We start from the raw sequence: 24,593 nt of genomic DNA on the forward strand, positions 1-24,593 counted from the left end.
TGCCGATTGTTAGCGGCGTGACACAATGGGGGCGTGAAGTCTGCAATGAATTTGTCACAGGGGCCACAGGGGCCGGGCCTTGAACGGCCTCGTCGCCTACGCACATCTGCGGCTATGCGCGAGCTGGTCGCCGAGACCAGGCTAGCGCCCGCGGATCTGATCCTGCCGGTGTTTGTCGCCGCTGATCTGTGCGGTGCTGGCACAGCCAGCGCCGAGGGTAGTGGTGTTGACCAGCGGCGGGAGATCGCGTCGATGCCGGGGGTGTACCAGCACTCGATGGACTCTTTGGTGGACATCTGTGAAGAAGCCCTGGCGGTGGGGATTAAGGCAGTGGTGCTCTTTGGTGTGCCCACGCCAGAATCCAAGGATGCGACGGGGTCACAGGCATGGGCTGAGGATGGGATTCTCAACCGGGCTCTGCGGCACCTGCGGGGGCATTTCGGCGATAGTCTCATCCTGATCGCCGATACTTGCCTGGATGAGTTTACGGACCATGGGCATTGTGGGGTTGTCGTCGATAAGCGAGTGGACAATGACGCGACGCTGCCGCTGTACGCGAAGATGGCGGTGGCCCAAGCGGACGCGGGCGCGCATGTGGTGAGCCCGTCGGGGATGATGGACGGCCAGGTGGCGGCGATCCGGGAGGCGCTGGATGACGCGGGGCACACGGACGTGGCGATCATGGCGTACTCCGCGAAGTACGCGTCCGCGTTCTACGGGCCGTTCCGTGACGCGGTGGAATCGACGCTGGAAGGCGACCGCACTACCTATCAGCAGGATCCGGCGAACGTGCGTGAGTCCCTCCGTGAGGTGGAACTAGACCTTGCCGAGGGCGCGGATTTTGTGATGGTGAAGCCAGCGTTGAGCTCACTCGACGTGATAGCGAAGGTCGCTGATTTTTCGCCAGTACCTGTGGCTGCGTACCAGGTGAGCGGCGAATACGCGATGCTTAACGCGGCGGCCGCGAACGGGTGGCTCGACGGTGAGCGGGTGATGATGGAGTCGCTGACCGCGATCAAGCGCGCGGGAGCAGACCTGATTTTGACGTACTTTGCTATTGACGCGGCGCGTGCGCTGGCCAAGGAGGTGCGATGAGCACCCTGGGGTTTCCTGGCGGAGGATCGGCTGGAGCTGGCGGGGCAGGCAAGCCTGGTGGTCCGACGGCGGCAGAGGAACGCCCGGAGGTAGTGCGCTACGTGATTGTGGCGTGGGCGATCATGCTGTCCGGGGAGTTGGTGCGGCTGATGGTGGATGTTGCGCTGTCGTTGGCGGACCCCGCGAGCCTGAAAGAGGAGGCGCGGAAGGCCGCGAAAAGAGTGGGGGAGCCAGCATCCGAAAACCTGGTGAATCTTTCCGCGTATCTCTCGGTGGGCGTTGCCGCGATGTTTTCGCTGCTCCTGCTGCTGGTGATGGTGTGGGCGCTGACGGCGTACGCGCAGCGGAAGAAGTGGGCCGAGACCGCGCGGCGGATGCTGGCGGTGCTCTCCGGATTCTTCGCGCTGCGGATGCTCATGGTGTTCATGGTGGTGCCCAGTGCGTACGGCGGCCCGACGGCGCTGTTGGCCACGGGCGGGGTTGTGCAGATCATCATCGGTGTGGTTGGGGTGTGCGCGATCATGTTTGCCACGCAAGATGAAGCGCGTAAATGGTCTGAGCCAGCCGATGAAGCGAAGGGTTCCCACAACCGGCATACACCCAGTAGCATCTAATAACCATGGCGGGAATGTTTCCGACTTTTGTCGCGGACCCTAATGACCCCAACCGGCGGCCAGTAATCGAGTTGGGGGAGGACTGGCCAGCGAACCTGCGCACGTCGTTCTACTTGGCGTGCTCGGCATCGGTGGTCATGTTGGTCGTGGGCATGGTGCTGTTGTCCAAGGGGTTCCCGGGTGATCCCGCGGATCCGGCCCTGGAAGAGGTGCGTCGTTTCTACATGACCAATATGCGGATCACGGCGCTGGGCAACATGGTGCTGGCGCTGGGACTTACGTCGGTGGCGTCGTACTTCAGGCGCGGTAGCCGCCTGGCGCGCAACATCGCGGCGGGTCTTGCGGCGCTTGCCATTTTCCTTAACGTCGCTGCGGTGCTGTTTCGCGTGACGGCTCTGGCGTTGTCCATGCTGATCGTAGTGTTGTTGGCGTTTTCGTTGTTGTTCCTCTTCCGCCGCGATTCCAACGCCTACATTGAGCGGGAAAGCCCGAAGTTCTAATGTCGTCCCGCCCGCACGCGTCCTATGCCTTTGAGCTGGAGGACCTCCCCGACGCGCCCGACCTCCCTGCGATTGAAGAGGCCCTCGACAGCATCCAGGGCGTGCGAGTCACCATCGTTCACCCAACGAAGAAAGCGTGGGTGACGGCGCCGCCAGCGGTATCGCCTGAGCGTCTCATCGAGGCCTTTGCGGAGCACGGCATCACGGCCACCTTGTCGGAGTCGTCCGTGCTGCGCCGCGAGGCCTGGCTGTCGCAGCCGGAGTACTACGCGCCGCGCCGTGGCACGAAAGCAATGACGGGTCGTGTTCGCCGGCGTCGTCGCGAGGAAGCGGCGCACCACGCGCGCGCACGCCAAGCGGGTTTCGGTCGTTCCTCGCGCACGCGCGCGCAGGCCCAACCCGACGTGCTCTACACTGCGCGGGATCTGATTACCCCGGCGAGGTTGTGGATCGCGGTCCTTTTCACTTTGCCCGTGCTGATCGTGTCCTACACCCCGCAGTTCCACTTCACCGGGTGGCAGTGGCTGGTTTTCGCGTTGTCGATACCGGTTGTCACCTGGTGCGCGTTCCCCTTCCACCGGGCGCTCGTGGGCGGTGTGCGCCGCGGCATCACAGCGCTTGACGGCGCTAGCTCAGTTGCGATCTTGCTGGCGTTTTTCTGGTCCGCCGTCGCCGTCATCGCCCGGCCGATTGATTACACCGGTTGGACGTGGGAATTTAGGTGGTTTGCGCTGCAGCATTCGCAGACACATGGCCCGGAGCTTTTCTTCGACGTGGCCTGCGGAATCACGGTCCTTCTTCTTTTCGGCCGGCGCAACTCCATCCGCGCGCGCACGTTGCTTATCGACGAAATGTCGCGCATCGACTTCGACCCCAACGTGGAAGTAACGCGGACCGTGAAACGGCGGGGCAGCGCGGACGTGTCCAAGGAGCGCGTACCGGTTTCTGAGCTGACTCGCGGCGATGACGTGATTGTGCACATTGGTGAAACCGTGCCGGTGGACGGCCAGGTGGTCGGCGGACGCGCAAGCCTGCGGCCGGGGTTGATTGATTTCCACGAACCCAACGAGGTCAAGGTGGGTTCCAAGGTGTACGCGGGCTCCGTTATCGGCGACGGGGAAATCAAGGTGCGCGCCGAGCGCACCGCCCATGCCACGAGATGGGCGTCCGTGTACCGCTGGCTCTCTGAAGCTGAGGACCGGCAGCGGTTTGCCACCGCGCAGTCGCAGAAATCCGCGGCGGTGCTTTTGCCCATTGCGTTCAGCGTGGCCTTCGCCAGCTTCGCGCTGTGGGGCTTGATCAGCCGGGATTACAATGCGGCGTTTTCCACCGTGCTGGCTGTGCTGTCGTGCGTGGCGCCGGTGGCGCTAGCACTGTCTCCGTCGTTAGCCTTGCGCTTAGGCATTGAGGCCGCGGCGCGCCACGGCGTATTGGTGCGTGATGGTGCGGTGCTGCGCGCGCTGGAGACCGTTGACGTGGCTGTGTTTAACCGCACCGGCGCCCTGGTGGAGCCGACGATGACCGTCGAAACCGTCACGGCACTTCCCGGCGAGGACAAAGAGATGGTGCTGCGCACCGCCGGCACCCTGTCGATTGAGCTAGACAATCCGATGGCCGAAGGCCTCGTGCGCGCTTCGCGTGAGGCCATGACGCAGTCGGGCCGAGACCCACAGCTGCCCGTGCGCTACGAGCTCGTCAGCGAGGAAGAAGCCAAAAGCGGCGACGTCCGCGGGCGCGTAGCCTTCGTCCGGGTGGATGAGGACGGCCACGAGCACACCAACACTGTTGAAGCCGTCATGTGGCGCCCCACCAACTTGAGCTACCTGCCCGGGCCTTTGGCTGTCGCGGCGACGTCCGGCGGCACCCCGCTCATCGTCGGGTGGAAGGGCAAGGACCGTGGTGTCATCACCATGTTTGACACCTTCAAAGACGACGCCCATGATGCCATCGAGTGGCTGGAATCCCTCGGCGTGGAAACCACCATGCTCACGCGCGACATGTACCCCGTTGCGCGGCGCTTTGCCAACTACCTGGGAATTTCAAGCGTCTTGGCGGGCATCACCAACGACCGCAAGCCTGGCACCATCCGTGCATTGCAGGTGGACGGCAGCCAAGTCGCCATGGTGGGCGACCGCGCCATTTTGTCCACGTTGAAGGCCGCGGATGTGGCGATGATGTACGCGCAGACCTCCGACCTTGAGGCAAGCCGCAAGAAGCGGCGCGGGTTGTCCGTCGTCATGCTGCGCCACGACGTATCAGTGGTGCCGCAACTTATCCAGCACGCCCGTCGCGTGTGCATGATAATCGACCGGAACCTGGCGTTGTCGTGGACGTACAACGCCACCGCCATGACTCTGGCCGCCGCCGGTTTTCTCCCGCCCATCATCGCCACCGTGCTGATGGTGGGTTCATCCCTCCTCATTGAGGGCCTGTCCATGCGGGCCCGGAAGTACCCGACCTACTAGCGCTTGAATGACCCCAATGAAACGAACTCTTAGCAACGCCCCACTTATCGACGCAGCCTTCGGCCGCACCCCGTCCCGCACCCCCGTGTGGTTCATGCGCCAGGCCGGCCGGTCCCTGCCTGAATACCGTGCCGTGCGCGAAGGCATCGCGATGTTGGATTCCTGCTTCATGCCGGAGCTGCTCGCGGAGATCACCATGCAGCCTGTTCGCCGCCACGATGTCGACGCCGCGATCTTGTTCTCGGACATCGTGGTGCCGCTGCGCGCTGCGGGTGTTGACGTGGAGATCGTGCCGGGCCGCGGCCCCGTCGTTGGTTCTCCGATCCGTTCGGCCGAAGACGTTGCCGCCCTGCCGGTCCTTGACAATGACGTCGCGGAAGTCGCTGCCGGCATCGAGATCATCCTGGGCGAACTCACCGATACCCAGGCCCTGATTGGTTTTGTTGGCGCCCCGTTCACCCTGGCCAGCTACCTCATTGAGGGTGGCCCCAGCAAGAACCACGAGAAGACCAAAGCGATGATGCACGGCGATCCCGACACATGGCACGCCCTCATGCGCCGGCTCGTACCCACCATCACCGCGTTCCTGCACACCCAGATCACCGCGGGCATCGACGCCATGCAGTTGTTCGATTCCTGGGCCGGCTTCCTCACCGAAGCCGACTACCGGCGCCACGTCTTGCCATACTCGACCGAGATCCTCGCCAGCGTTGCTTCCGAGACGACTGCAGTGCCCGAGATCCCCCGGATCCACTTCGGCGTCACTACCGGTGAACTGCTCGGTGCCATGTCGGAGGCGGGATCTGAAGTCATGGGCGTCGATTGGCGAGTGCCCCTCGACACGGCTGCCCGTCGTTTCCACGAACCGAAGGTCCTACAAGGCAACCTTGACCCGGCGATGCTGTTTGCTGGCACGGATGTTGTTCGCGCCGAAGTAACTCGGATCAAGGCGGAGGCTGCCCGCGCTATCGCGGCCGGCGACGCGACCGGCCACATCTTCAACCTTGGCCACGGCGTTTTGCCTGACACGGATCCAGACGCCATCACCGAAGCAGTTCGCATCATCCACGAACCCGCCGATCAGGAGGCCCACAATGACTGAAACTCCCGCCGCACCACAAACAGCACGAATCGCAATCATCGGCGCTGGCCTGGCCGGGCTCACCGCCGCCTACGAGCTGAACAAGCAGGGCCTGAACAAGCAGGGCCTGAACGAGAACGCTCCTGAAACAAAGATCGATGTCTACGAGGCCACGGATCGTATCGGCGGCAAGCTCTACACCGTTGCGTTTGAGGCTGGCCCCACCGACATGGGTGCCGAGGCCTTCTTGTCCTACCGCACCGATGCGATGGAGTTCTTCGAGGAGCTTTCACTCAAGAACGACATCACGGCCTCGTCGTCAGCCCGCTCCCTGGTCTACTGCGGTGGCGCCACCCACGATCTCCCCACCTCCGGGATCATGGGCATCCCCAGCTCCAGTGAGCCGGTCAAAGACATCGTCTCTGAGGCGACAGCCCAGCGCATCGACGATGAAGCTGAGCAACCTGGTTTCGCGTGGACCGTCGGTGGCGATGCGAACGTGGGCGAGATCGTCCGCGCCCGCTACGGCGATGAAGTCGCCGACCGGCTCGTCTCCGCCCTCCTCGGCGGGGTCTACTCCTGTGCCGCGGATGACTTAGGCGTGCGCGCCACGATGCCGCAGCTCGCAGCGGAATTCGACCGCCTCGCCAGCGAGAGCGCCGGCGAGGGAGATGGCACGGTGCACCTGTCAACGGCGGTGAAGAACATCGAAGCGCGCCGTTCCCAAGCCGCGGGTAACCCCTCGGGCCAACCAAAACCAGCCTTCGCTGCTTTCAAGGGCGGCTACGCTCAGCTGTACGAGACCCTCGCGGAGAAGTCCGGCGCTGACATCTACGTCGACGCATTCATCTCCGGGATCGAGCGCGCCGGGAATGGTTACCGTCTCACCGGTGGTGAAGACACCGTCTACGACCACGTCATCCTGGCCACTCCCGCTCCCACGACTGCCCTTCTTTTGAAGAAGATCGCCCCGGAAGCCTCGGCGTCCTTGTCTACCGTGAAGCTTGCTAACTCCGTGGTAGTGGGGTTGCGGTTTGACGGGGAGGGGGGCGTCGATAAGCAATTGCCTGACAACAGCGGTGTGCTTGTCGCGGCGGACGAGCCAGGGATTACGGCGAAGGCGTTCACGTTTTCTTCGCGCAAGTGGCCGCACATCGGTGAGCGAGGCGGGGCGATGGTGCGCGCGAGCTTCGGGCGATTCGGCGACGACATTGCGATCCGTGCGTCCGAGGATGACCTCGTGGACTGGGCTCTAGATGATCTGCAGACGATCACCGGCTTCGATGGCCGGGCGGCGGGGCTTGAGGAAATCTACGTGCAACGGTGGTTCGGTGGCCTGCCGCGTTATGACGAGCACCACCTCGCAACTGTCGCAGCTGTCCGCGAGAAACTCGCCAGCGTGCCCGGGATCTCCGTGACCGGCGCGTGGGTCGGCGGCGTGGGCGTGCCCGCGGTCATCGCCAACGCGCGGGAGGTCGCCACGTCCGTCGCTCGCGGTGGGGCGGCTGGAGTGGGTCGCGCGTAGGCGAGTGGGGTAACTTTGGTTCCCATGTCTCACGAAGAGCCCGCTGACCGCCCCAAGGACGTCGACGCCGCAGCTGAAGCTGGGGGTACCTCGGATTCTGCGGCGCAGGAACCCGAATGGTGGGAACAGCCCGGCCTTCCATGGAACGGCAAACCGACGAAGTCTGATTACTGGTGCCTAGCGTGGTTCGGGTTCGTAGGTCTGTTCGGCATGGCGATGCTCCCGCTGCGCGCCTGGCTTTTGGGCCTCGACCCGCCGGTGATGCTGGCGCTCACGGGCTCGCGCATCGGTGCTGCATCCACCGGTGCGCTGGCTGCCGTGGGGGATGCGCCGAACTGGCTGTTCTACCTGTTCATCGGGTCAATCGTGGCGATCAAGTTCGACTGGGTCTACTGGTGGGCCGGCAAACTCTGGGGTCGCGGAATCCTAGACGTTCAGGCCGAGACGTCCCCGCGGATGGGGCGCAACATCGAACGCGTCGAAGGATGGTTCCACCGCGTCGGCTGGGTGGGCATCTTCCTGGCGTACGTCCCAATTCCGCTGCCCATCGCGTTCGTTGTCTTTGTCATGTGCGGCGCCACCGGCATGAGCGTGAAGCGGTTCATGGTGCTGGACTTCATCGCGAAAACCATGTGGTCATTCCTGTACTTTGGCCTCGGCTGGGTGATCGGCGAGCCCGTCGTGTATGTCCTTGAGCAGTACGCCCGCGTTGCCAACTGGATCGCGATCGGCCTGCTGGTTTTCGTGTTCATCGGTGTCTTCCGCGGCCAAGCCAAGCGGGCCCGGCAGTTGCCTGCTGAGAACTAGGTCCAGTCATCGCGACGGTTTGTGGGAAGTTCAGCTCTTTCGACGTTGCCGTCCGTTCGGGAGCTGCTGTTCTTGTTTCTCACCTCGCCTTTGGGGGACGGGCGGTCATGATCCCGATAGCAGCTGGCACCAGCGCTGCAGGGAGCGCGGCCGTCCACAGGAAACCCGGGCCGAACAGCATGAGGTACCCGTATGCAGCTTCCCCGCCGTCGGTGCTTGGCGCGGAATCCAGAAGCAACGCGTTGACAACAAGGAAGGTGGTTGCTGCGGCGGAGCTGGCGGTCGTCGATAAGGCGAGTGCCGTTGACCATGTGCGCGGCGTCGGTGGGCGTTGCCCAATTGTTGGTTGCTGGATGGGCGGCGCTTGCGGCGGCATTCCCGGCTGTGGGACGGCCTGCGGCGGAAGAACCTGCGGGTTCATGCCAACACCCGGCGCTCCTGCCTGTGCGTTTGCCACATCAAATGGGTCGGGCGGGTACTTCTGGTTTTTGCCGGTGACCCTTCCGCCCCACCAGCTAAGGGCGATGTAGAGGGCGCAGCTGACGAAGAAGAGGGCAGTACCGATTTCTATACTTCCGGGGAAAGGATTCTTCTCTTGGAGAAGGAACGCCGCGGTGAACAACATCAAGGTGATTACACCGATGGCAGCCCCGATACCTGCGGATTTCCACAGCTCGCTCTGCGGCGCGTTGGTGTTCAGGTAGCGCAGGAACGCAACTGCGAGCCCGACGATCAGCGGCATCAGCACAAAGGGGAAGAACAAGACGAAGGCGAGCTCAGCGCCACCGTTGCCAGCCGAGGCGAGGTAGTAAGACATGACTCCACAGTAGAGAAGGCCGTTGCCCTCCGCCGCTGATCGTCGCTGGCCTCCGATGTCGATCCTGACGATCCTGATGATCTTGACACCTCGCCGGCGCGGCCGGGGCCGCGGCTTCCGGTGGTGATCCTGACGATCCTGACACCTCGCCGGCGCGGCCGGGGCCGCGGCTTCCGGTGGTGATCCTGACGATCCTGACACCTCGCCGGCGCGGCCGGGGCCGATTTTGGGAAACCTGCAGGTCAAAAACGTGCGGTTCTGCTTATGGGTTGGGGTGTTGTTAGCGTCGTCAGGAGTGGGCGCCGACGCCCGCCGGTGACCGGGTTCTGGAGCCCAGTCGAGCCCGATCGAAGCCCAGGTGAGGGCTTGGCGGTGCCAGGCTGCTTGGTTGGAGGGCGTTAGCGGGGCCAGGCTGCTTGGTTGGCGGGCCAGGTGGGCGTGGCGGGCGGTGGCGGTTGGTTAGACCTTCCGTGCGCCGTCGACGGCGTGCGTGGCGTAGATGGTTGGGGTGGGGTAGCCGCGTTCGGCGGTGGCGTCCTCGATGGCGGTGGCTACGGCCTCGGGGTCGGAGCACAGGGCGATGATTGAGCCGCCGAAGCCTCCACCGGTGATGCGTGCACCGATTGCGCCAGCTGAAAGAGCGGCTTGAACTGCGGTTTCGAGTTCCATGGGGACGATCTCGTAGTCGTCGCGCAGAGAGGCGTGGCTTTCATTCATCAGTTCGCCGAAGCGGGGGATGTCGCCAGCTTTCAGGGCCTCAATGGCCTCGATTGTGCGCGTTGTCTCGCTGTGGACATGGCGCACCCGGCGGCGGATGACATCGGGCGCGAAGTCGGTGTCGGCCTCGGTGTCGTTGCCGGTGAAGGCATTGACGGCGCGTTCGACGATGTCGTCCTCGCGGAAGGTGCAGTCCAGTTCGGCTGCGATGCGGTCGATGAGGCCGCGGCGGGAGCCGTAGCCTCCGGTTGCGTGGGAGTGCTCGACGTGACTGTCGGAGACCAGCAGGGTGTAGCCCTCCAGGGCGCACGGGACCTGCTCGTGGGTTCCTTCCAGGAAGTCGAGCGCCAGCGCGTAGCCTTCTTTCCCGCGCACAACGGCGTTTTGGTCGAGGCCGCCGGTGTTAGCGCCGACGTAGTGGTTTTCGGCGCGCATGGTGGCGGCGATGAGGTCGTCGTCGCTGGTAGAAAGATCATAGAGGTCGCGGGCGGCGACGCCCACGGCGCATTCCAGTGCCGCGGAGCTAGACAGGCCGGAGCCGAGCGGTACGTCAGAAACAACCGCGATGTCCATACCGCCAGCGCCGAGGGCGTGGACCGTGCCGGCGATGTAGCCGCGCCAGTCGGGGAGCGGGGGTGCGTCAGCGTTGGCGGAATCCAAGTCAGCGAGGGCGACCGACGCGTCGAGGATTTCACCGGTGGGGGACTGGGAGATCATGCGCACGGCGCCGTCGTCACGCTTGCGGGCGGCAACTGCAGTGGCCATGGTGGTGGCAAACGGCAGGCAGACGCCGGAAGCGTAGTCAACGTGATCGCCGATGAGGTTGATGCGGCCTGGTGCGACCCACACGCCGATGTTGGCGGGGCCGTCGGAGTCCAGCGCGTGGTCGATGTGAGCCGCGAAGAACTCGCGGGCATCGGCGGCGAGGCGCTCCGGAGAGCGGGTTTCGGACACGATCATGGTGTTATGCACCTGCTTTCGGGCTGGGATCGGCTGCGTCGGCAGCGCCATAGGCGGCGCGCAGCGTTGACGCGATGGTTTCCGGCGTGGTGTCGTTGATCCATACGCCCTGGCCGGATTCGCTGCCGGCCAGGAATTTCATTCGCCCGGGCGAGCGCATGAGGGAGAACAGCTGTAGGTGCAGGCGTCCGTCCGCAGGTGCGTCGACGGGGGCTTGGTTCCAGGCGGCGATGTAGGGGGTGCGGTCGATGCCCTCAAAGAATTCGTCGACCGCGTCGTAGAGTTTGTCCAGGATCTGCGCCAGGTCGTCACGCGCGGCGTCGGACAGCGAGGGGAAGTTCGGCACGTCGCCTTTGGCCATCACCATCACTTCCAGCGGCCATTTGGCCGCGGCGGGGGTGAAAACTAGGAAGTGCTCGGTTTCATCGATCACGCGGGTGCCGGCACGCCGTTCAGCGGCAATGACCTCGTCAAAGAGGTTTGTGCCGGTTTCGCGGGCGGCTGCAGCCTGCGCCGCGATTGCGGCGGCGCGAGGCGGCACGAATGGATACGAGTAGATCTGCCCGTGCGGGTGGTGCAGGGTCACGCCGATTTCCTCGCCGCGGTTTTCAAAAGGAAATACAGCCTTGACCGGAGCAAGCGCGGAGAGTTCCTCGGTGCGGTGAGCCCAGACGTCGATAAGCGTGCGCTTGCGCGATAGCGACAGGTCCTTGAACGACCCCTCGGCGTCGGGGGTGAAGCAGACTACTTCGCAGCGGGATTCGGCGGGTGCGCGGCGAAAGATGTCCTCGCCGTCGACGGTCGGCTCCCAGCCGTCGGGCAGCTCAAGGCGCATGCTTAACGACGGAAACCGGTTCTCAAACACCACAACCTGGTAATCCGATTCGGGGATCTCGCTGGGCTTTTGGCCTTCCCGGGTGGGTGCGAGCGGATCCTCGTTGGCGGGCGGGAGGAAGGTGCGGTTCTGGCGGTGCGCGGCGTAGATCGCCCATTCGCCGGTGAGCGGGTCTTGCCGCATCCAGGACTCGGTGTGGACCTCCGGCAGGTCGCGCTCGTCTACGGCCGTGCGGTCGGGGGTACCGGGAGTGTCGTAGTAGATGAGCTCCCGGCCGTCGGAAAGCTGCGTGCGCGTGATTTTCAGATCCATGGTTCCAGTGTGCCTATTCCGCTTCGAGCGTGTCGGCGTCAAAGGTGATGGGGTTGAGCTTCGCCCACACGATGAAGAAGAGGGCGGCGACGGCGAGCGCGATGCCCACCCACAGGTTGTCCTGGGAGCTCTTGGCCACGCCCGTATCCGGGTTAACGCCCGGGTCGAGGATGAAGCCGCAGATAATCAGCACCGCGCCGTAGAAGCCCAAAAGGTAACCAATGACGTTGCGGATGTCGAAGGTGGAGGCGGTTTCCGTGTGACCACCTGTGGCGTTGGCGGCGGAACCAGTGTGTTTCGTAGTCATGTGAATCAGTCCTTATGAAGTGTGCGCTGCTAGAGGAACAGCAGGTTGAGGCCGATGACAAGGACAAGGGCGATGATGCCCAGCGGGACAGTCTGGCGGTACCACGGCATGGTGGCTTCCGCGGCGTCCGTGAGCTGATCCTTCGGAGTGACGGAGCGGACGAAGCCCACGAGCTCATGGTCCGGCTTCGGCGTGGTGAACATAGAGACGACCACGCTGACCAGGATGTCCACGAAGAACGCAAGCGATGCGGCGACGAACGCGGTGCCCTGGCCGGGCAGGCTCACCAGCGGGTCGGCGCCGAGCGTGAGCGACCAGAAACCGATCGCGGCAGCGGTACCGGCGACAAGGCCGGACCAACCGGCGTGCGGGGTCATGCGCTTCCAGAACATACCCAGGATGAACGTTGCAAACAGCGGCGCGTTGAAGAAGCCGAACAGGGTTTGCAGGTAGTCCATGATGTTGCCGAAGTTGGCGGCGAGAAGCGCGGTGAAGATTGCGATGACGGTGGCGCCGACGGTGGCCAAGCGGCCGACCTTGAGGTAGTAGTCATCGTCTTTGTCCTTGACCACGTAGGTCTGCCACAGGTCGTAGCTGAACACGGTGTTGAAGGACGAAATGTTGGCGGCCATACCAGCCATGAAGGCGGCGAGAAGACCGGCGATACCCACGCCCAGCAGGCCGCTGGGGAGCAGGTCGCGCATGAGGTAGAGCACTGCGTCGTTCGGTTTAGCTGCGCCTTGGGTGATCGGCGTGACAATCACGGAGGCGATCATGCCCGGCACCACCACGATGAACGGGACGAACATCTTGGGGAAGGCACCGATAATCGGCGTCTTGCGCGCCGAGGACAGCGAATCCGACGCCATCGCGCGCTGCACCTCAACGAAGTTGGTGGTCCAGTAACCGAAGGACAGCACGAAGCCCAGGCCGAAGACGATACCAATGACTGACCAGACCGGGTTATCAAAACCGGACAGTTCCTGGCCCGGCCATGCGGAGAAGTGCGAGGGCTCGGCGATAGCTTCCTGCAGGCCGTTCCAGCCGCCCACGTGGCGCAGACCAATGATTGTCAGCGGCAGCAGCGCAGCAACGATGACGAAGAACTGCAGCACCTCGTTGTAGATCGCCGCCGATAGGCCACCCAAGGTGATGTAGGCCAACACGATGATCGCAGCGACCACCAGCGTTGCCCACAGCGGCCAGCCCAAAAGTGCTTCAACGACGCTGGCCAGCAGGTACAGGTTCACACCCGCGATGAGCAACTGCGCGATCGCGAACGACACAGCGTTGACCAAGTGCGCGGCCGGCCCGAAGCGTTTGAGCATGAACTCCGGCACGGAGCGGACCTTAGAGCCGTAGTAGAACGGCATCATCACGATGCCTAGGAAGATCATTGCCGGTACGGCGCCGATCCAGAAGTAGTGCATCGTCTGCACGCCGTATTCCACACCGTTGGCGGACATACCGATGATCTCCACCGCACCCAGGTTCGCGGAGATGAACGCCAGACCCGTGATCCAGGCCGGCAGGCCGCGGCCTGAGAGGAAGAAGTCAATCGACGAGCTGACTCCGCGCTTCGCTGCCCAGCCAATTCCAAGCACGAACGCGAAGAACACGGCCACCAGCAGGTAGTCCACCCACGTGGCGTCAAGCCGTAGAGCAGTATCCATTACAGACACCCTCACTTTCCAAATAGTTATGTGGTTTTATTCGCCGCGATGATCCGCAGCGAAAGTCCTTAAATCGTGGTCACCGACCACGCCACCGTCATCGCCTCACCCGGCGCGAGCACGGTCAGATCCTCGCCGCTGTTCAGCGCGTCCGGCGGCGCGGTCATGGGTTCCACCGCAAGGTGTCGCTGCGGGGAGGTGAAGATCTGCGCCCAGCGCATGCTTGACGACGCCTCCAGCGCCACCCCTTCACCGTCAGCGTTGATCAGCCGCGCGACGTGCGTCCCGCCGGATGCACCGTGATCGGCGATCGCGTTGTTTCCGTAGACACCAGCGTCGTCAAGCCACACGCCGTCCATGACGATGGGGTTTTCGTCCCAGGGTTCGCGGGGACCAGTGGGGATGTTGCGGCTATCTAGCGGCTGCCGGTGCGTGAGCTGATGGTGCAGCGTGCATTCGTCCAACGGTGCGCCCAGCGCAGAGATATAGGTATGAACGCCAAGCGCACACGGTGCCGGTTCATCGCTTGTGTTCTTTGCCGTCATCGTGCCCTGGATCCCGCCTTGGATCCCGCCTTGGATCCCGCCTTGGGCGATGAGCGTGTAGGTCACCGTCACATCGATTGGCCACGGCCACCCAGGCTCGGGTCCAAGCACCGTGCGCAACGTGGCCTCCCCGTCGTCAGTTGCGACGAAGTCGAAGATCCGGCCCCACGTAAACCCATGCAGGGCGTGGCCTAGTTCCGGTTCGGAGACTTCGAGCTGGTGCGTCGTGCCGCCGAAGTCAAACTTCGCATCGGCGACGCGGTTCGGCCACGGCGCCAAAACAATGTTGGCCGCGCCGGGCGGGCGCACCGAGGGAGGGAATGAACGAAGAAGCGGGCGACCGTCGACGGTCAGGCTTCGAACCGCAGCTCCCGAAGCGGTGATGATTGCCTCAACGTTGCCGCTACGAAGCGTCACTTCGGGAATTGAGACCGCGTCAACATCCATGCATTAATTATGAGGCAGATCACGCTGTGAGAAAAACGTTAACCCCAATCATGGGTAAACACGGCGCCGGATCGGTTTTACTGACGGCCTAATGCATCGTAAAGCTGGTTGCATTCTGGGCACACTGGCCGATCTTCATGGTCATTCAGAGGGACGAAACTAACGCCGCACAAGGCGCGGACGGCTTTTCCGTCGATTGTTTTCTTAGAAAGATGCTCGCGATGCGTGTAGTGGCTTTCCTTCCCTGGTTCAGTAGGTTGCAGCACGCGCTTTTTCACCATTAACTCGAGTTCGGCTACGCGCCTTGTCCACGAACCTGGCTCACCGATGTTGGAGAACGTCGTGGAATACCTGTCCCATCCTTGTTCTGGTGGGGAGATGGAAGAAAGAACACGGATTATCAGTACCCACAAGATTTGGTGTGCGGAAAACTTTTTCTCGGGAGTGATGCCTACGAAAATTTCGTCGACGTCAATTTCAGAATTATTTTCCTTGTGGGTTCGAACGAGTTCTACTGTTAACTCAACATTGGCCAGATGTAATGATGGATCGTGTGGCATCGAAACGTTGAAAGAATACGTTCCTCCCGAGTGCACCGTTCGCAACGCCTCCAGCGTGTGGCGTTGAATTTCGAGTTCCCATTCTGTCCGCAGGCGAGCTGCTGTTTCGCGTTTCAGAAGCTGCAGATCTTCGTTCGTCGGGAGCCATTGCGACAAATCGGTTGCGGTATTTTCTCGGCCGATTCGTTTGTAGAAGTCCTCAAAATCGAGGTGGTCACCTTTAGCTAAGCCAGCTACTACCAACCAGCACACCCCTAGGTCAGGGTCCTCCCACACGCCACCGCGCCATTGGGAGGACTTGATTTCTTGAACCACCAGCTTGGATATACCGGCAATTGGCCGCTCAAAATTGTCTTCAGCTGGATCCTCCCCGAAGCTATCCGCGGCTTTCCGGATAATCGGATGAGGAAGATCACTTAGGGGATGTAATGCCTCGTAGCGGTGCTCTTCGATCGCTCTTCTCGGCGCTGGGTCCTCCCAGTCAGTCGAGATATCGTCTCGGAGCACCCGAAGTGTCGGGCGGGCACGTCGCATGTGCATAGTGTGATCATGCCAAAACGAACTGCTCTCGTGGCGGATAAGTAAGCAGTTTAAAGAAAATCTGCGATTTCAGCGTCAGCGCTATCTGCAGTTTCGCGCTGATGTGCAAAGCGTTCCGCGAGCTCGAGCTGGTCCTTGTGGCGCTCACGATTGAAGGCGACGAGGTCGCTCACGAGAATCCGACGATGAGATCCGACTTTGTGGGAGGGGATTTCACCGCGGTCGAGGAGCTTGCACAGGTGAGTGCGGCTCATTTTTAGATGTTGGGCTGCCTCGTTTGGGGTGAGTTCCTCTTCAGCGTGCAGTAAGTAGATAGTTTCGCCGCTGCGGACGTAGTCAACGACCTCGCGAAGGAACGCTTTCACCTGTGGAGGCACGTCGGCTGTGGCGAGTTCGTCCAGCGCATCCACGTCGGTTTTGCTCAATGTGCTGGGGGTAAGTGTGTGCACGGCGGTCATCCTTTCGTGTGGGGCGTTGCGTGATTGCGTAGCTTTGGGGATTGCTACCATATCTGCATTAACTAACGTATCTGTCATAACTAACATAACTGACACTAGCCTACTTTCGGGGTCTGTGTCGAGCTGCCCGTTAGGATTGGGTGCATGAATGGTTCGGCAAACACTTCCTTAAACACCTTCGCCAACACCGCGCGCTCGGCGGAGCTGTTTGCCCGCGCGAAGAAGGTCACGCCGGGCGGGGTGAACTCGCCGGTGCGGGCCTTTGGCTCAGTGGGAGGGCAGACGCGCTTCATCGAGCGGGCGAAGGGGTCCAGGCTCGTTGACGCTGACGGGAATGAATACGTGGACCTGGTCTGTTCGTGGGGTCCCATGCTGCATGGTCACGCGCACCCAGCGGTGGTGGAGGCCGTGGAAAAGGCTGTGGTTGACGGCCTGAGCTTCGGTGCGCCGACGGAGGCTGAGGTTGAGCTCGCGGAGATGATCGTGGAGCGTACCTCGGTAGACAAGGTCCGGATGGTCAACTCCGGAACTGAGGCCACGATGAGCGCGGTGCGCGTTGCGCGTGGTTTCACGGGTCGGAGCAAGATCATCAAGTTTGAGGGGTGCTACCACGGGCACGTTGATTCACTGCTGGCCAGCGCGGGCTCGGGCGTAGCGACGTTCGCGTTGCCGGATTCGCCGGGCGTCACCGGTGCTCAGGCGGGCGACACGATCGTGGTGCCCTACAACGACGTGGATGCCGTGGCAGAAGCGTTTGCGGCGCACCCTGGAGAGATCGCGGCGGTGATCACGGAAGCAGCCGCGGGCAATATGGGAACGGTCGCGCCGGTCGAGGGATTCAACGCGGCGCTCAAAGACCTGGCACACGCTAACGGCGCGCTGCTCATCATCGACGAGGTCATGACGGGCTTCCGCACCTCTTATTCCGGCTGGTATGGGGTCGACGGTGTGGCCGGTGACCTGACCACCTTCGGCAAGGTCGTATCCGGCGGGCTTCCGGCCGCCGCGTTCGGAGGCCGTGCGGATGTCATGAGCAAACTGGCACCGGAAGGCCCTGTCTATCAGGCCGGGACACTGTCCGGTAATCCGGTGGCCATGGCGGCTGGGATGGCGTCGTTAAGTATTGCGACGAAGGAGACCTATGACGTGGTGTCGGCGAACGCTGACAGACTCGCGTCGGCGATTTCTTCGGCGCTGACGGGCGCGGGTGTGGCGCACAACATTCAGCGTGCGGCGACGATGCTCTCGGTGCGGTTTGCGGAAGGAGAAGGCCGTAATTTTGCGGACATGAAGCGGGCGGAAACGTGGCGCTACCCGGCGTTTTTCCACGCTCTGCTGGAGCAAGGTGTGTACGCGCCGCCGAGTGCTTTTGAGACGTGGTTTGTCTCCACAGCGTTGACTGAGGAAGACTTCGAGCTGATTGAACAGGCGCTGCCGCGCGCGGCGGAGGCTGCCGCTTCGGCTGAAGAGAGGACTTAAACGATGGTGCAAACGACGGTGCATCTAGTGCGGCACGGTGAGGTGTATAACCCCCGCAAGCTGCTGTATGGGCGTTTGCCGGGCTTCCATCTTTCTGATCGTGGCCGCAAGATGGCGGCCGCGACTGCCGTGAGCTTCATGGGCCACGACGTGACGTACCTTGCGGCCTCACCGCTGGAGCGCGCGCAGGAGACCGCGGCGCCGATCGCGGAGGTGCTGGGCGTGGGCATCCACACGGATGAGGATGTGATTGAATCCGCCAACACGTTTGAGGGATTGCGCACCAAGGGGCTGCGCTCCCAACTGCTCAACCCGATCCGGTGGCGCCACATGACAAACCCGTTGGAGCCGAGCTGGGGCGAGCCGTATGAGGCGATTTTGGAGCGTATGCAACGCGCCATCGCTGCGGCGCGTGGGCACGCCCGTGGGCATGAAGCGGTGTTGGTCAGCCATCAATTGCCCATCGTGATGGTGCAGCGTCACACCAATGGCAAGCGTCTCCCGCACAGCCCGCTGAACCGTCGCTGTGAGCTCGCGAGCGTGACAAGCTTGTTTTTCGACGACGACGAGCTGGTGCGCACCACCTACTCCGAACCGGCGAGGAGGGTGTAATGCGCGTGGGTGTAAACCGTATGGTGGCCGCGGTGGTTTGCGTACTGGCTGCTGCCGGTGTGCTTAGTGCGTGCTCTTCTGGCGGGGACGCGGATACGTACGCGTTTCACTCACCGGGTGGCCAGGTAGAGATCTTCTATGAGCCCGAGGAACGCGCGCCGCTACAGGGCTTTTCAGGCGAGTCACTGATGGAGCCGGGCAAGCAGGTGCAGTTAAGCGACTTTGACGGGAAGATCGTGGTGCTGAACGTGTGGGGGCAATGGTGCGCGCCGTGCCGCGCGGAAGTCGATGACTTGGTGGAGGTACAGGAAGTGCTCACGCAAAAGGGTCAGGGAACCGTGTTGGGCATCAACGTGCGCGACTACAACCCAGAGGTCTCCCGCGACTTTGTGAAGGACAATGGCGTGAACTATCCCTCGATCTATGATCCGCCGTTCAAGACAGCAGCGGCGCTCGGCGGTATCCCAACCTCGGTGATCCCGACCACGATCGTGCTGGACGCCCAGCACCGCCCGGCCGCGGTGTTCCTGCGGGAAATCACCACTGAAGACATCACGGACATCACCGATAAACTCGCGGCGGAGGCGGTGTAGATGGGGCACGCGCTCAGCGAACTCGTCTCTAGTGGACCCCTGCTGATGGGTATTTTCGCCGCGGCGTTGGCGGGATTGGTCTCCTTCGCCTCCCCCTGCGTGATCCCGCTCGTGCCCGGTTACCTTGCGTACTTGACCAGCATTGTTGGTGGTGAGCGGCGACGCATGGCCGTGGTGGGGGCGGCCGCGGCGTTCGTTGCCGGTTTCACGGTGGTGTTCCTGCTGGCCACCGTCACGGTCTTCGGGGCCATCAGCTTGATCGCGCTCAATGCGGAAACGCTCATGCGGATCGGGGGAGTGGTCACCATCATCATGGGTTTGGTGTTCATGGGCGCGTTCCCGGCGTTGCAAACGGACACCCGAATGCAGCCGAAACGCTGGGCAACCTGGATCGGTGCGCCCCTGCTCGGCGGGGTCTTTGCGTTGGGCTGGACGCCGTGTCTGAGTCCGACGCTGGGCGCAATCATTTCCCTGTCCGTGGGCACGGAAGGGTTTACGGCGCTGCGCGGCATCCTGCTCGTAATGGGTTACTGCATTGGCTTGGGCCTGCCCTTCCTGCTGTTGGCGTGGGGCTCATCGTGGGCCGTAGGCGGCATGGAATTTCTGCGCCGGCACTCGCGCACCATTCAGGTCATTGGCGGTATCACCATGGTGATCTTAGGAATTCTGCTGCTCACCGGAGCGTGGAACCACTTCATCGGCTGGACCCGCCAGTTGGTTATGGGCTTCGGCATGGCTGTTTAAAAAGGGCATCTAGGGTAGGTAGGCATGGATCTGGCTGTGCGATGGTGGAAGAAATTCTGGCACTGGCTCACCAGCATGCGCACCGCGTTGGTGCTGTTGTTCTTGCTGGCCTTCATCGCGGTCCCGGGCGCGATCCTGCCGCAGCGCAACGTGTCCACAGCTCGGGTGGATGAATACATCGCGGCGAACCCAACCATGGGGCCGATCTATGATCGGTTGGCCCTGTTTGACATCTTCTCATCCCCCGTCTTCATCGCGCTGCTGACGCTGCTCATGGTGTCGTTGGTGGGGTGCATTATCCCGCGGTCGATTGACCACTACCGCGCTTTCAAAGCTAGGCCGACGCGCGCGCCGAAATTCCTGCATAAAATGCCGTTCCACGCTAAAGTAGAGGTGGAGCAGAACGTCGAAGACGCTATCGCCGCCGCGACGAAGGCGCTGAAAGGCTGGCGAGTGGCGCGCTACACCGCGGAGGAGGACCGCGCGGGCGCGGTCAGTATCGCCGCAGAGCGCGGTTACAGCCGCGAGCTGGCCAACCTGGTGTTTCACATCGCGATCGTCGGGCTTATCATCACCGGTACGCTCGGCCGCATGACCTACTACGAGGGCCAGGTCATCGTGGTAACTAACAGCGAAGCCCGCGGTGCGGTTCCCGTGGAACAATCGCGCGTGTTCTGCAACACGTCACCCGCCAACTTTGACTCATTCAAGGCTGGCCCGCTTTTCGACGGAACCGGGCTGACACCGTTTTGCTTCCAGTCTGAAAACTTCTTAGCGAAGTACCTCCCCAACGGCCAGGCGGAGTCTTTCTCTTCCGACATCAGATACGCCGACGCGGACGCAATGGCGAAGGACCCATCGGAGTGGCAACCGTACACGCTGCGCGTGAACCACCCACTGCGCATCCACGGTGACCGCGTGTACCTGCAAGGCCACGGCTTTGCCCCACAGATCACCGTCACCTGGCCAAACGGTGAATCGCGGACGCAAATGGTGCAGTTCCAACCGACTGATTTAACGTTCTTCCTCTCCCAGGGCGTTATGCGCTTCGACCCGCCGGCAGGAATGTTCCCGGATCTTGGCGAGCGTCGGCAAAACCAGATTGCCATCGACGGTGCCTTCGCCCCGACCGCCGCCTGGGGCGGGGAGGACGGAACCGAGCTTGCGTCCGCGTTCCCGTCCATGCAAGACCCCGCGGTGGCGCTGAACATCTACGTCGGCGATGCGGGCTTGGACACAGGCCGGCCGCAGAACCTCTTCGAGCTTGACCAGGACCTGATTAATAACGGCCAGCTCAACAAGGTCACGCGCGTGGACTTGAAAGCCGGAGAAGAAGCTGAAGTTGCAATCGGTCCAGATGGCACCGGCGAGCCAATCAAGGTCCGCTTTGACGGCGCCGCCGAGTACGCCAACTACCAAATCTCCCGGGATTCCACGCAGGTGTGGACCTTGGTGTGGGCCACGCTCATGCTCGCTGCCTTAGCTGGGTCGTTGCTGATCAAGCGCCGTCGCATCTGGGTGCGCTTTGTTCCCGCTCACTCTCCGTCCGCGGCCACCGCTGGTACCCGTGTGGAGATCGCTGGCTTGGCCCGCACCGACCGCGCGGGCTGGGGCGGGGAGTTCGACACGGTCGTGCGCGCGATCACCGGCCAGCCCGATGAAGTTGATGATGATTACGACACTACAGAGGACCTCTAGGCCCGAATGTGGGGTATCCATAAGCTGAGTGAAGGTGACTTTTTCGCAGGCCACGGGGTAGTTTATAACCATGCCGGTCAACCCCACTCTCGCTGATATTTCAGATCTCACGTTGCGCACGGCTTTCGCCGTGTACGTGTTTGCACTGATTCTTGCGTGCCTGTACTACATGCGTGCACAAACGCTCGTCGATATGCGTCGTGCGCTTGCCGCATCCACCGCGAAAGCGGAGCACAAAGAGCTCGTCACCGTTGGTGGTGGGCGAAGCGAGAGCTCCGAGCTTATCGACGAAGCGCCGGATGCGACCGACTTAGACGCACAAGAGATTCGCGTGCGGAAAGCAGCCGGGATGACCCAATCGCTGGCGTGGCTGGGCATTGCTTTCCACCTCGCGGCGGTAGTGACGCGCGGGATGAGTGTCGGGCGCGTCCCGTTTGGCAACCTCTATGAGTACGTGCTGACGATCACCGCGGTGACCATGGTGATCATCGCAGTGATTATTCAGCGCAAGAAATGGCACTCCCTGTGGGCGTGGATCCTCGCCCCGATCATCATCGTGCTGTTCTTGGACGCGACGGTGCTCTATGTCTCCGCGGCTCCGCTGGTGCCCGCGCTGCAGAGCTTCTGGTACCCGTTCCATGTTTCCACCGTTTCCACCGGTGCATCGATCGGCCTGATCTCCGGCATCTTCTCCCTGTTGTACTTGCTGCGCATCCGCCAGCCGCGTGGTGAAGAGACAGGGGTGTGGGGCAAGATCGCCAAACCGCTGCCGAGCGCAAAGAAGCTGGACACGTGGGCGTACCGCACAGCGATCATCACTGTCCCACTGTTTGGTATTGGCATCATGTTTGGTGCGATCTGGGGTGAAATCGCGTGGGGTCGGTTCTGGAATTGGGACCCGAAGGAAACCGTCGCGCTGATCAACTGGATCCTCTACGCCGCCTACCTCCACGCGCGCGCAACCGCCGGGTGGAAGGACCAGAAGGCCGCGTGGATTAACATCGCGGCATTCGTGGTCAATGTGTTGAACCTCACCGTGATCAACTTCTTTGCCACCGGCTTGCACTCCTACGCAGGGCTGAATTAGTCAAACGTTTCGATGAAAGTACTGATCACGGGCGGTGCCGGCTACATCGGTTCCACCATCGCCGCGTGCTGCCAAGAGGCTGGGATTACCCCCGTCATCCTGGACGATTACAGCCGGGGACTGCGTGTATTCGCCGCCCCCTATGCCCACTATGAGGGCGACGTTGCGTCCGCGGACGTCCTCGCCCGCGTTTTTAGCGATCACCCTGATATCGACGCCGTGGTGCACTGCGCCGCGTCCATCATCGTGCCGGAATCTGTGCAACGCCCCCTGGATTACTACGCCAACAACGTGGGAAAAACCATCGCCTTGCTGGCCCATCTCCAGTCTTTCGGCGTGCGGCGGGTGATCTTGAGTTCCACCGCCGCGGTCTACGCGCCGGCACCGGACTACGTCGCTTCTGAAGACTCCCCGGTGGCACCACAAAGCCCCTACGCGGCGTCGAAGCTAATAGTGGAACGCATCCTCGCCGACACCGCCGCAACCGGGGCACTGTCCGCCATCAGCCTGCGGTACTTCAACCCCATCGGTGCAGACCCCTTGATGCGCAGCGGCCTCCAAGACCCTGCGCCCACGCACGCCCTGGGCCAGATGATCGCCGCCCATCGCGCCGGGCGCCCCTTTACTGTCACTGGTACCGCGTGGCCCACCCGCGACGGTTCCGGCCTCCGCGACTATGTTCACGTCTGGGACCTCGCCCGCGCTCACGTTGCTGCGCTGACGCGTTTTGCAGATGTCATTGCTGACACCCCCGGGCACGCCGTCATCAACTTGGGCACGGGCACCGGGACGACGGTCTTTGAACTCGTCGATGCCTTCGCCCAGGCCACCGGGGTACCCCTTCCGATTAAAACTGCTCCGCCGCGCTCCGGCGATGTCGTCGGTGCCGCCGCCTCCGCCGACAAAGCACACCGTCTGCTCGACTGGTCCCCGCAGCTCACGCTTGCCGACGGCGTGGCGCACTCCCTGGAGTGGGAATCCCGCCTCACCGATGTTCTCGCCCGTGAGGCTTTAGCCCGGGAGGGCACCGCTGGACCCGCGTAGGGTCTTGCCCGGCACTTTTCCGCTCTGTGGGTTAGGTTAAGTGCCGTGACGAATAAACCTCGCAAGAAGCAAGGTAAACCAGCCAGCGATTGCCCCGAGCTCGTCGCGCTTGGAGGGGCATTAGCGCAGCGCAGGCGTGATGACGGCCGGCTGCAGCAGGAAGTCGCGACCGCGGCGGGTGTATCCCGGTCCACTCTGCACACCATTGAGCACGGCGGTGCTGGCGTGCGGTGGGAAAAAGTAGTTGCCGTGGCAGGCGCACTAGGTCTAAAACTCGCGTGGGTAGAAGCTAACCCCTAAGACCGCGCTCTTCACGCGAACTGCGCAGCCCTCACGCGAACTGCACGATTCCTATGCGGGGTTTTCGTCCCCGTCGCGCCGGTTTTCGGGGTGCTGCTCCGGACCGAAGTCTTGGGCGGGATCTGCACTCTGGGAAGGCTGGTCGTGGGGTGGGTAACGCTGCTCAAACTTTCGTCGTAAAGCCTGCTCTTCCGCTGCTTTACGCTCGGCTTCCTCGCGGGCGCGGCGCTCTTTGAAGCGATTCTTTTCGATGTTCCACAGGAACTCTTCATCATCATCCGGGCCCTTGATCGCGGGCGGCTTGTCAGGCTGGCGCAGGGAACCGTAGCGCTCATTGCTGCCAGGTCCGAAGGCGCGCCACAACATCCACACGGCCACCGCGACCAAAACGAGAAGTAGGAGACGACCCATGGCCAACACCTTACCGCGCGGCTTCGCCAGGCTGTGCCCGACCCAACGGCCCTGACCCATCCCCGGTTCCATTTCTTCCCGGTTCGATTCCTTCCCGGTTCCATTCCTCCCCGGTTCCATTCCTCCCCGGGTTCTACTCGCCATTCAGACCCACTTAAGGAATGCGTTGATCGAGCCGTTTGACTCCGTGATCGAGCCGTTTGATTTTTGATCGAGCCGTTTGACGCAAAACCCCAGGTCGGATCTGGCGGAATTCCAACGGCTCGATCGGCATCCCCAACGGCTCGATCGGCATCCCCAACGGCTCGATCAGCATCCCCAACGGCTCGATCGGCAGATGGATAGCGGGCTAGTCGCTGAGTGGTTC

At 62.6% G+C, this 24,593-nt stretch carries 24 protein-coding genes; 15 read left to right on the forward strand and 9 right to left on the reverse strand.

What is annotated here, in order from left to right; genetic code table 11:
* The first annotated feature begins 45 nt into the window (after positions 1-45).
* Genes hemB through CAQUA_RS01350 form a run of 7 tightly spaced genes read left to right on the forward strand, consistent with a single transcriptional unit; the run spans position 46 to position 8,087 of the window.
* Positions 46-1,095, forward strand: a complete 1,050-nt coding sequence (gene hemB, locus CAQUA_RS01320; protein ID WP_196825662.1) for a porphobilinogen synthase — start codon at positions 46-48, stop codon at positions 1,093-1,095.
* Positions 1,092-1,709, forward strand: a complete 618-nt coding sequence (locus CAQUA_RS01325; RefSeq protein WP_196824847.1) for a hypothetical protein — start codon at positions 1,092-1,094, stop codon at positions 1,707-1,709. Before hemB ends, CAQUA_RS01325 begins: the two co-directional genes overlap by 4 nt.
* Before the next feature lie 14 nt (positions 1,710-1,723).
* Entirely contained in the window at positions 1,724-2,209 is a 486-nt protein-coding gene (locus CAQUA_RS01330; protein WP_231375484.1) for a hypothetical protein, read from the forward strand.
* The gene (locus tag CAQUA_RS01335) at positions 2,209-4,674 is read left to right on the forward strand and encodes a heavy metal translocating P-type ATPase (RefSeq protein WP_196824845.1); all 2,466 of its coding nucleotides are present in this window, start codon (positions 2,209-2,211) and stop codon (positions 4,672-4,674) included. The genes CAQUA_RS01330 and CAQUA_RS01335 overlap by 1 nt, the downstream gene beginning before the upstream one ends.
* A gap of 16 nt (positions 4,675-4,690) precedes the next feature.
* Positions 4,691-5,776 carry a uroporphyrinogen decarboxylase gene (gene hemE, locus CAQUA_RS01340; protein ID WP_376993178.1) on the forward strand — a complete coding sequence of 362 codons (1,086 nt, stop codon included), beginning with the start codon at positions 4,691-4,693 and terminating at the stop codon, positions 5,774-5,776.
* A complete protein-coding gene (locus CAQUA_RS01345; RefSeq protein WP_196824843.1) occupies positions 5,769-7,280 on the forward strand; it encodes a protoporphyrinogen oxidase in 1,512 nt (503 codons plus the stop codon). The genes hemE and CAQUA_RS01345 overlap by 8 nt, the downstream gene beginning before the upstream one ends.
* A 24-nt stretch (positions 7,281-7,304) precedes the next feature.
* Positions 7,305-8,087 carry a DedA family protein gene (locus CAQUA_RS01350; RefSeq protein WP_196824842.1) on the forward strand — a complete coding sequence of 261 codons (783 nt, stop codon included), beginning with the start codon at positions 7,305-7,307 and terminating at the stop codon, positions 8,085-8,087.
* A gap of 79 nt (positions 8,088-8,166) precedes the next feature.
* On the opposite strand, the gene CAQUA_RS01355 is transcribed toward CAQUA_RS01350, so the two are convergent.
* The 8 genes from CAQUA_RS01355 to CAQUA_RS01390 form a co-directional block, all read right to left on the reverse strand.
* Entirely contained in the window at positions 8,167-8,904 is a 738-nt protein-coding gene (locus CAQUA_RS01355; protein WP_196824841.1) for a hypothetical protein, read from the reverse strand.
* A gap of 459 nt (positions 8,905-9,363) precedes the next feature.
* A complete protein-coding gene (gene galK / locus CAQUA_RS01360) occupies positions 9,364-10,581 on the reverse strand; it encodes a galactokinase (RefSeq protein WP_196824840.1) in 1,218 nt (405 codons plus the stop codon).
* A 4-nt stretch (positions 10,582-10,585) separates the two neighbouring features.
* The gene (gene galT / locus CAQUA_RS01365; RefSeq protein ID WP_196825661.1) at positions 10,586-11,722 is read right to left on the reverse strand and encodes a galactose-1-phosphate uridylyltransferase; all 1,137 of its coding nucleotides are present in this window, start codon (positions 11,720-11,722) and stop codon (positions 10,586-10,588) included.
* Positions 11,723-11,741: 19 nt separating this feature from the next.
* A complete protein-coding gene (locus CAQUA_RS01370) occupies positions 11,742-12,035 on the reverse strand; it encodes a hypothetical protein (protein ID WP_196824839.1) in 294 nt (97 codons plus the stop codon).
* A 29-nt stretch (positions 12,036-12,064) separates the two neighbouring features.
* A complete protein-coding gene (locus tag CAQUA_RS01375) occupies positions 12,065-13,708 on the reverse strand; it encodes a sodium:solute symporter family protein (protein WP_196824838.1) in 1,644 nt (547 codons plus the stop codon).
* Positions 13,709-13,776: 68 nt separating this feature from the next.
* Positions 13,777-14,700: an aldose 1-epimerase family protein gene (locus tag CAQUA_RS01380; protein ID WP_196824837.1), complete on the reverse strand. Its 924-nt coding sequence runs from the start codon at positions 14,698-14,700 to the stop codon at positions 13,777-13,779.
* A 77-nt stretch (positions 14,701-14,777) separates the two neighbouring features.
* Complete coding sequence (locus tag CAQUA_RS01385) at positions 14,778-15,794, reverse strand: DUF3039 domain-containing protein (RefSeq protein WP_196824836.1); 1,017 nt, start codon at positions 15,792-15,794, stop codon at positions 14,778-14,780.
* A gap of 56 nt (positions 15,795-15,850) precedes the next feature.
* On the reverse strand, positions 15,851-16,249 hold the full coding sequence (locus tag CAQUA_RS01390) for a helix-turn-helix domain-containing protein (RefSeq protein ID WP_196824835.1): 399 nt from the start codon (positions 16,247-16,249) through the stop codon (positions 15,851-15,853).
* Between the two features lie 153 nt (positions 16,250-16,402).
* Between CAQUA_RS01390 and hemL the strand changes: the two genes are divergently transcribed.
* From hemL to CAQUA_RS01430, 8 genes are all read left to right on the forward strand, one after another.
* Positions 16,403-17,737 (forward strand): glutamate-1-semialdehyde 2,1-aminomutase, encoded by a 1,335-nt coding sequence (hemL, locus tag CAQUA_RS01395; RefSeq protein ID WP_196824834.1) that lies wholly within the window; start codon positions 16,403-16,405, stop codon positions 17,735-17,737.
* A 3-nt stretch (positions 17,738-17,740) separates the two neighbouring features.
* Positions 17,741-18,349 (forward strand): histidine phosphatase family protein, encoded by a 609-nt coding sequence (locus CAQUA_RS01400; protein ID WP_196824833.1) that lies wholly within the window; start codon positions 17,741-17,743, stop codon positions 18,347-18,349.
* On the forward strand, positions 18,349-18,942 hold the full coding sequence (locus CAQUA_RS01405; RefSeq protein ID WP_196824832.1) for a TlpA family protein disulfide reductase: 594 nt from the start codon (positions 18,349-18,351) through the stop codon (positions 18,940-18,942). Before CAQUA_RS01400 ends, CAQUA_RS01405 begins: the two co-directional genes overlap by 1 nt.
* Positions 18,943-19,686 (forward strand): cytochrome c biogenesis CcdA family protein, encoded by a 744-nt coding sequence (locus CAQUA_RS01410; protein WP_196824831.1) that lies wholly within the window; start codon positions 18,943-18,945, stop codon positions 19,684-19,686. It begins immediately after the preceding gene.
* 24 nt (positions 19,687-19,710) lie between these two features.
* Positions 19,711-21,384, forward strand: a complete 1,674-nt coding sequence (locus tag CAQUA_RS01415) for a cytochrome c biogenesis protein ResB (RefSeq protein ID WP_196824830.1) — start codon at positions 19,711-19,713, stop codon at positions 21,382-21,384.
* Between the two features lie 70 nt (positions 21,385-21,454).
* On the forward strand, positions 21,455-22,471 hold the full coding sequence (gene ccsB, locus CAQUA_RS01420) for a c-type cytochrome biogenesis protein CcsB (protein WP_196824829.1): 1,017 nt from the start codon (positions 21,455-21,457) through the stop codon (positions 22,469-22,471).
* 12 nt (positions 22,472-22,483) lie between these two features.
* Positions 22,484-23,515: a UDP-glucose 4-epimerase GalE gene (gene galE, locus CAQUA_RS01425; RefSeq protein WP_196824828.1), complete on the forward strand. Its 1,032-nt coding sequence runs from the start codon at positions 22,484-22,486 to the stop codon at positions 23,513-23,515.
* A gap of 45 nt (positions 23,516-23,560) precedes the next feature.
* On the forward strand, positions 23,561-23,815 hold the full coding sequence (locus CAQUA_RS01430) for a helix-turn-helix domain-containing protein (protein ID WP_196824827.1): 255 nt from the start codon (positions 23,561-23,563) through the stop codon (positions 23,813-23,815).
* Positions 23,816-23,866: 51 nt separating this feature from the next.
* Here CAQUA_RS01430 and CAQUA_RS01435 read toward each other — a convergent pair whose 3' ends face one another.
* Positions 23,867-24,226: a hypothetical protein gene (locus CAQUA_RS01435; RefSeq protein WP_231375481.1), complete on the reverse strand. Its 360-nt coding sequence runs from the start codon at positions 24,224-24,226 to the stop codon at positions 23,867-23,869.
* Between the last annotated feature and the right edge of the window lie 367 nt (positions 24,227-24,593).

Source organism: Corynebacterium aquatimens (assembly GCF_030408395.1).
In the GTDB taxonomy this organism is placed as follows: domain Bacteria; phylum Actinomycetota; class Actinomycetes; order Mycobacteriales; family Mycobacteriaceae; genus Corynebacterium; species Corynebacterium aquatimens.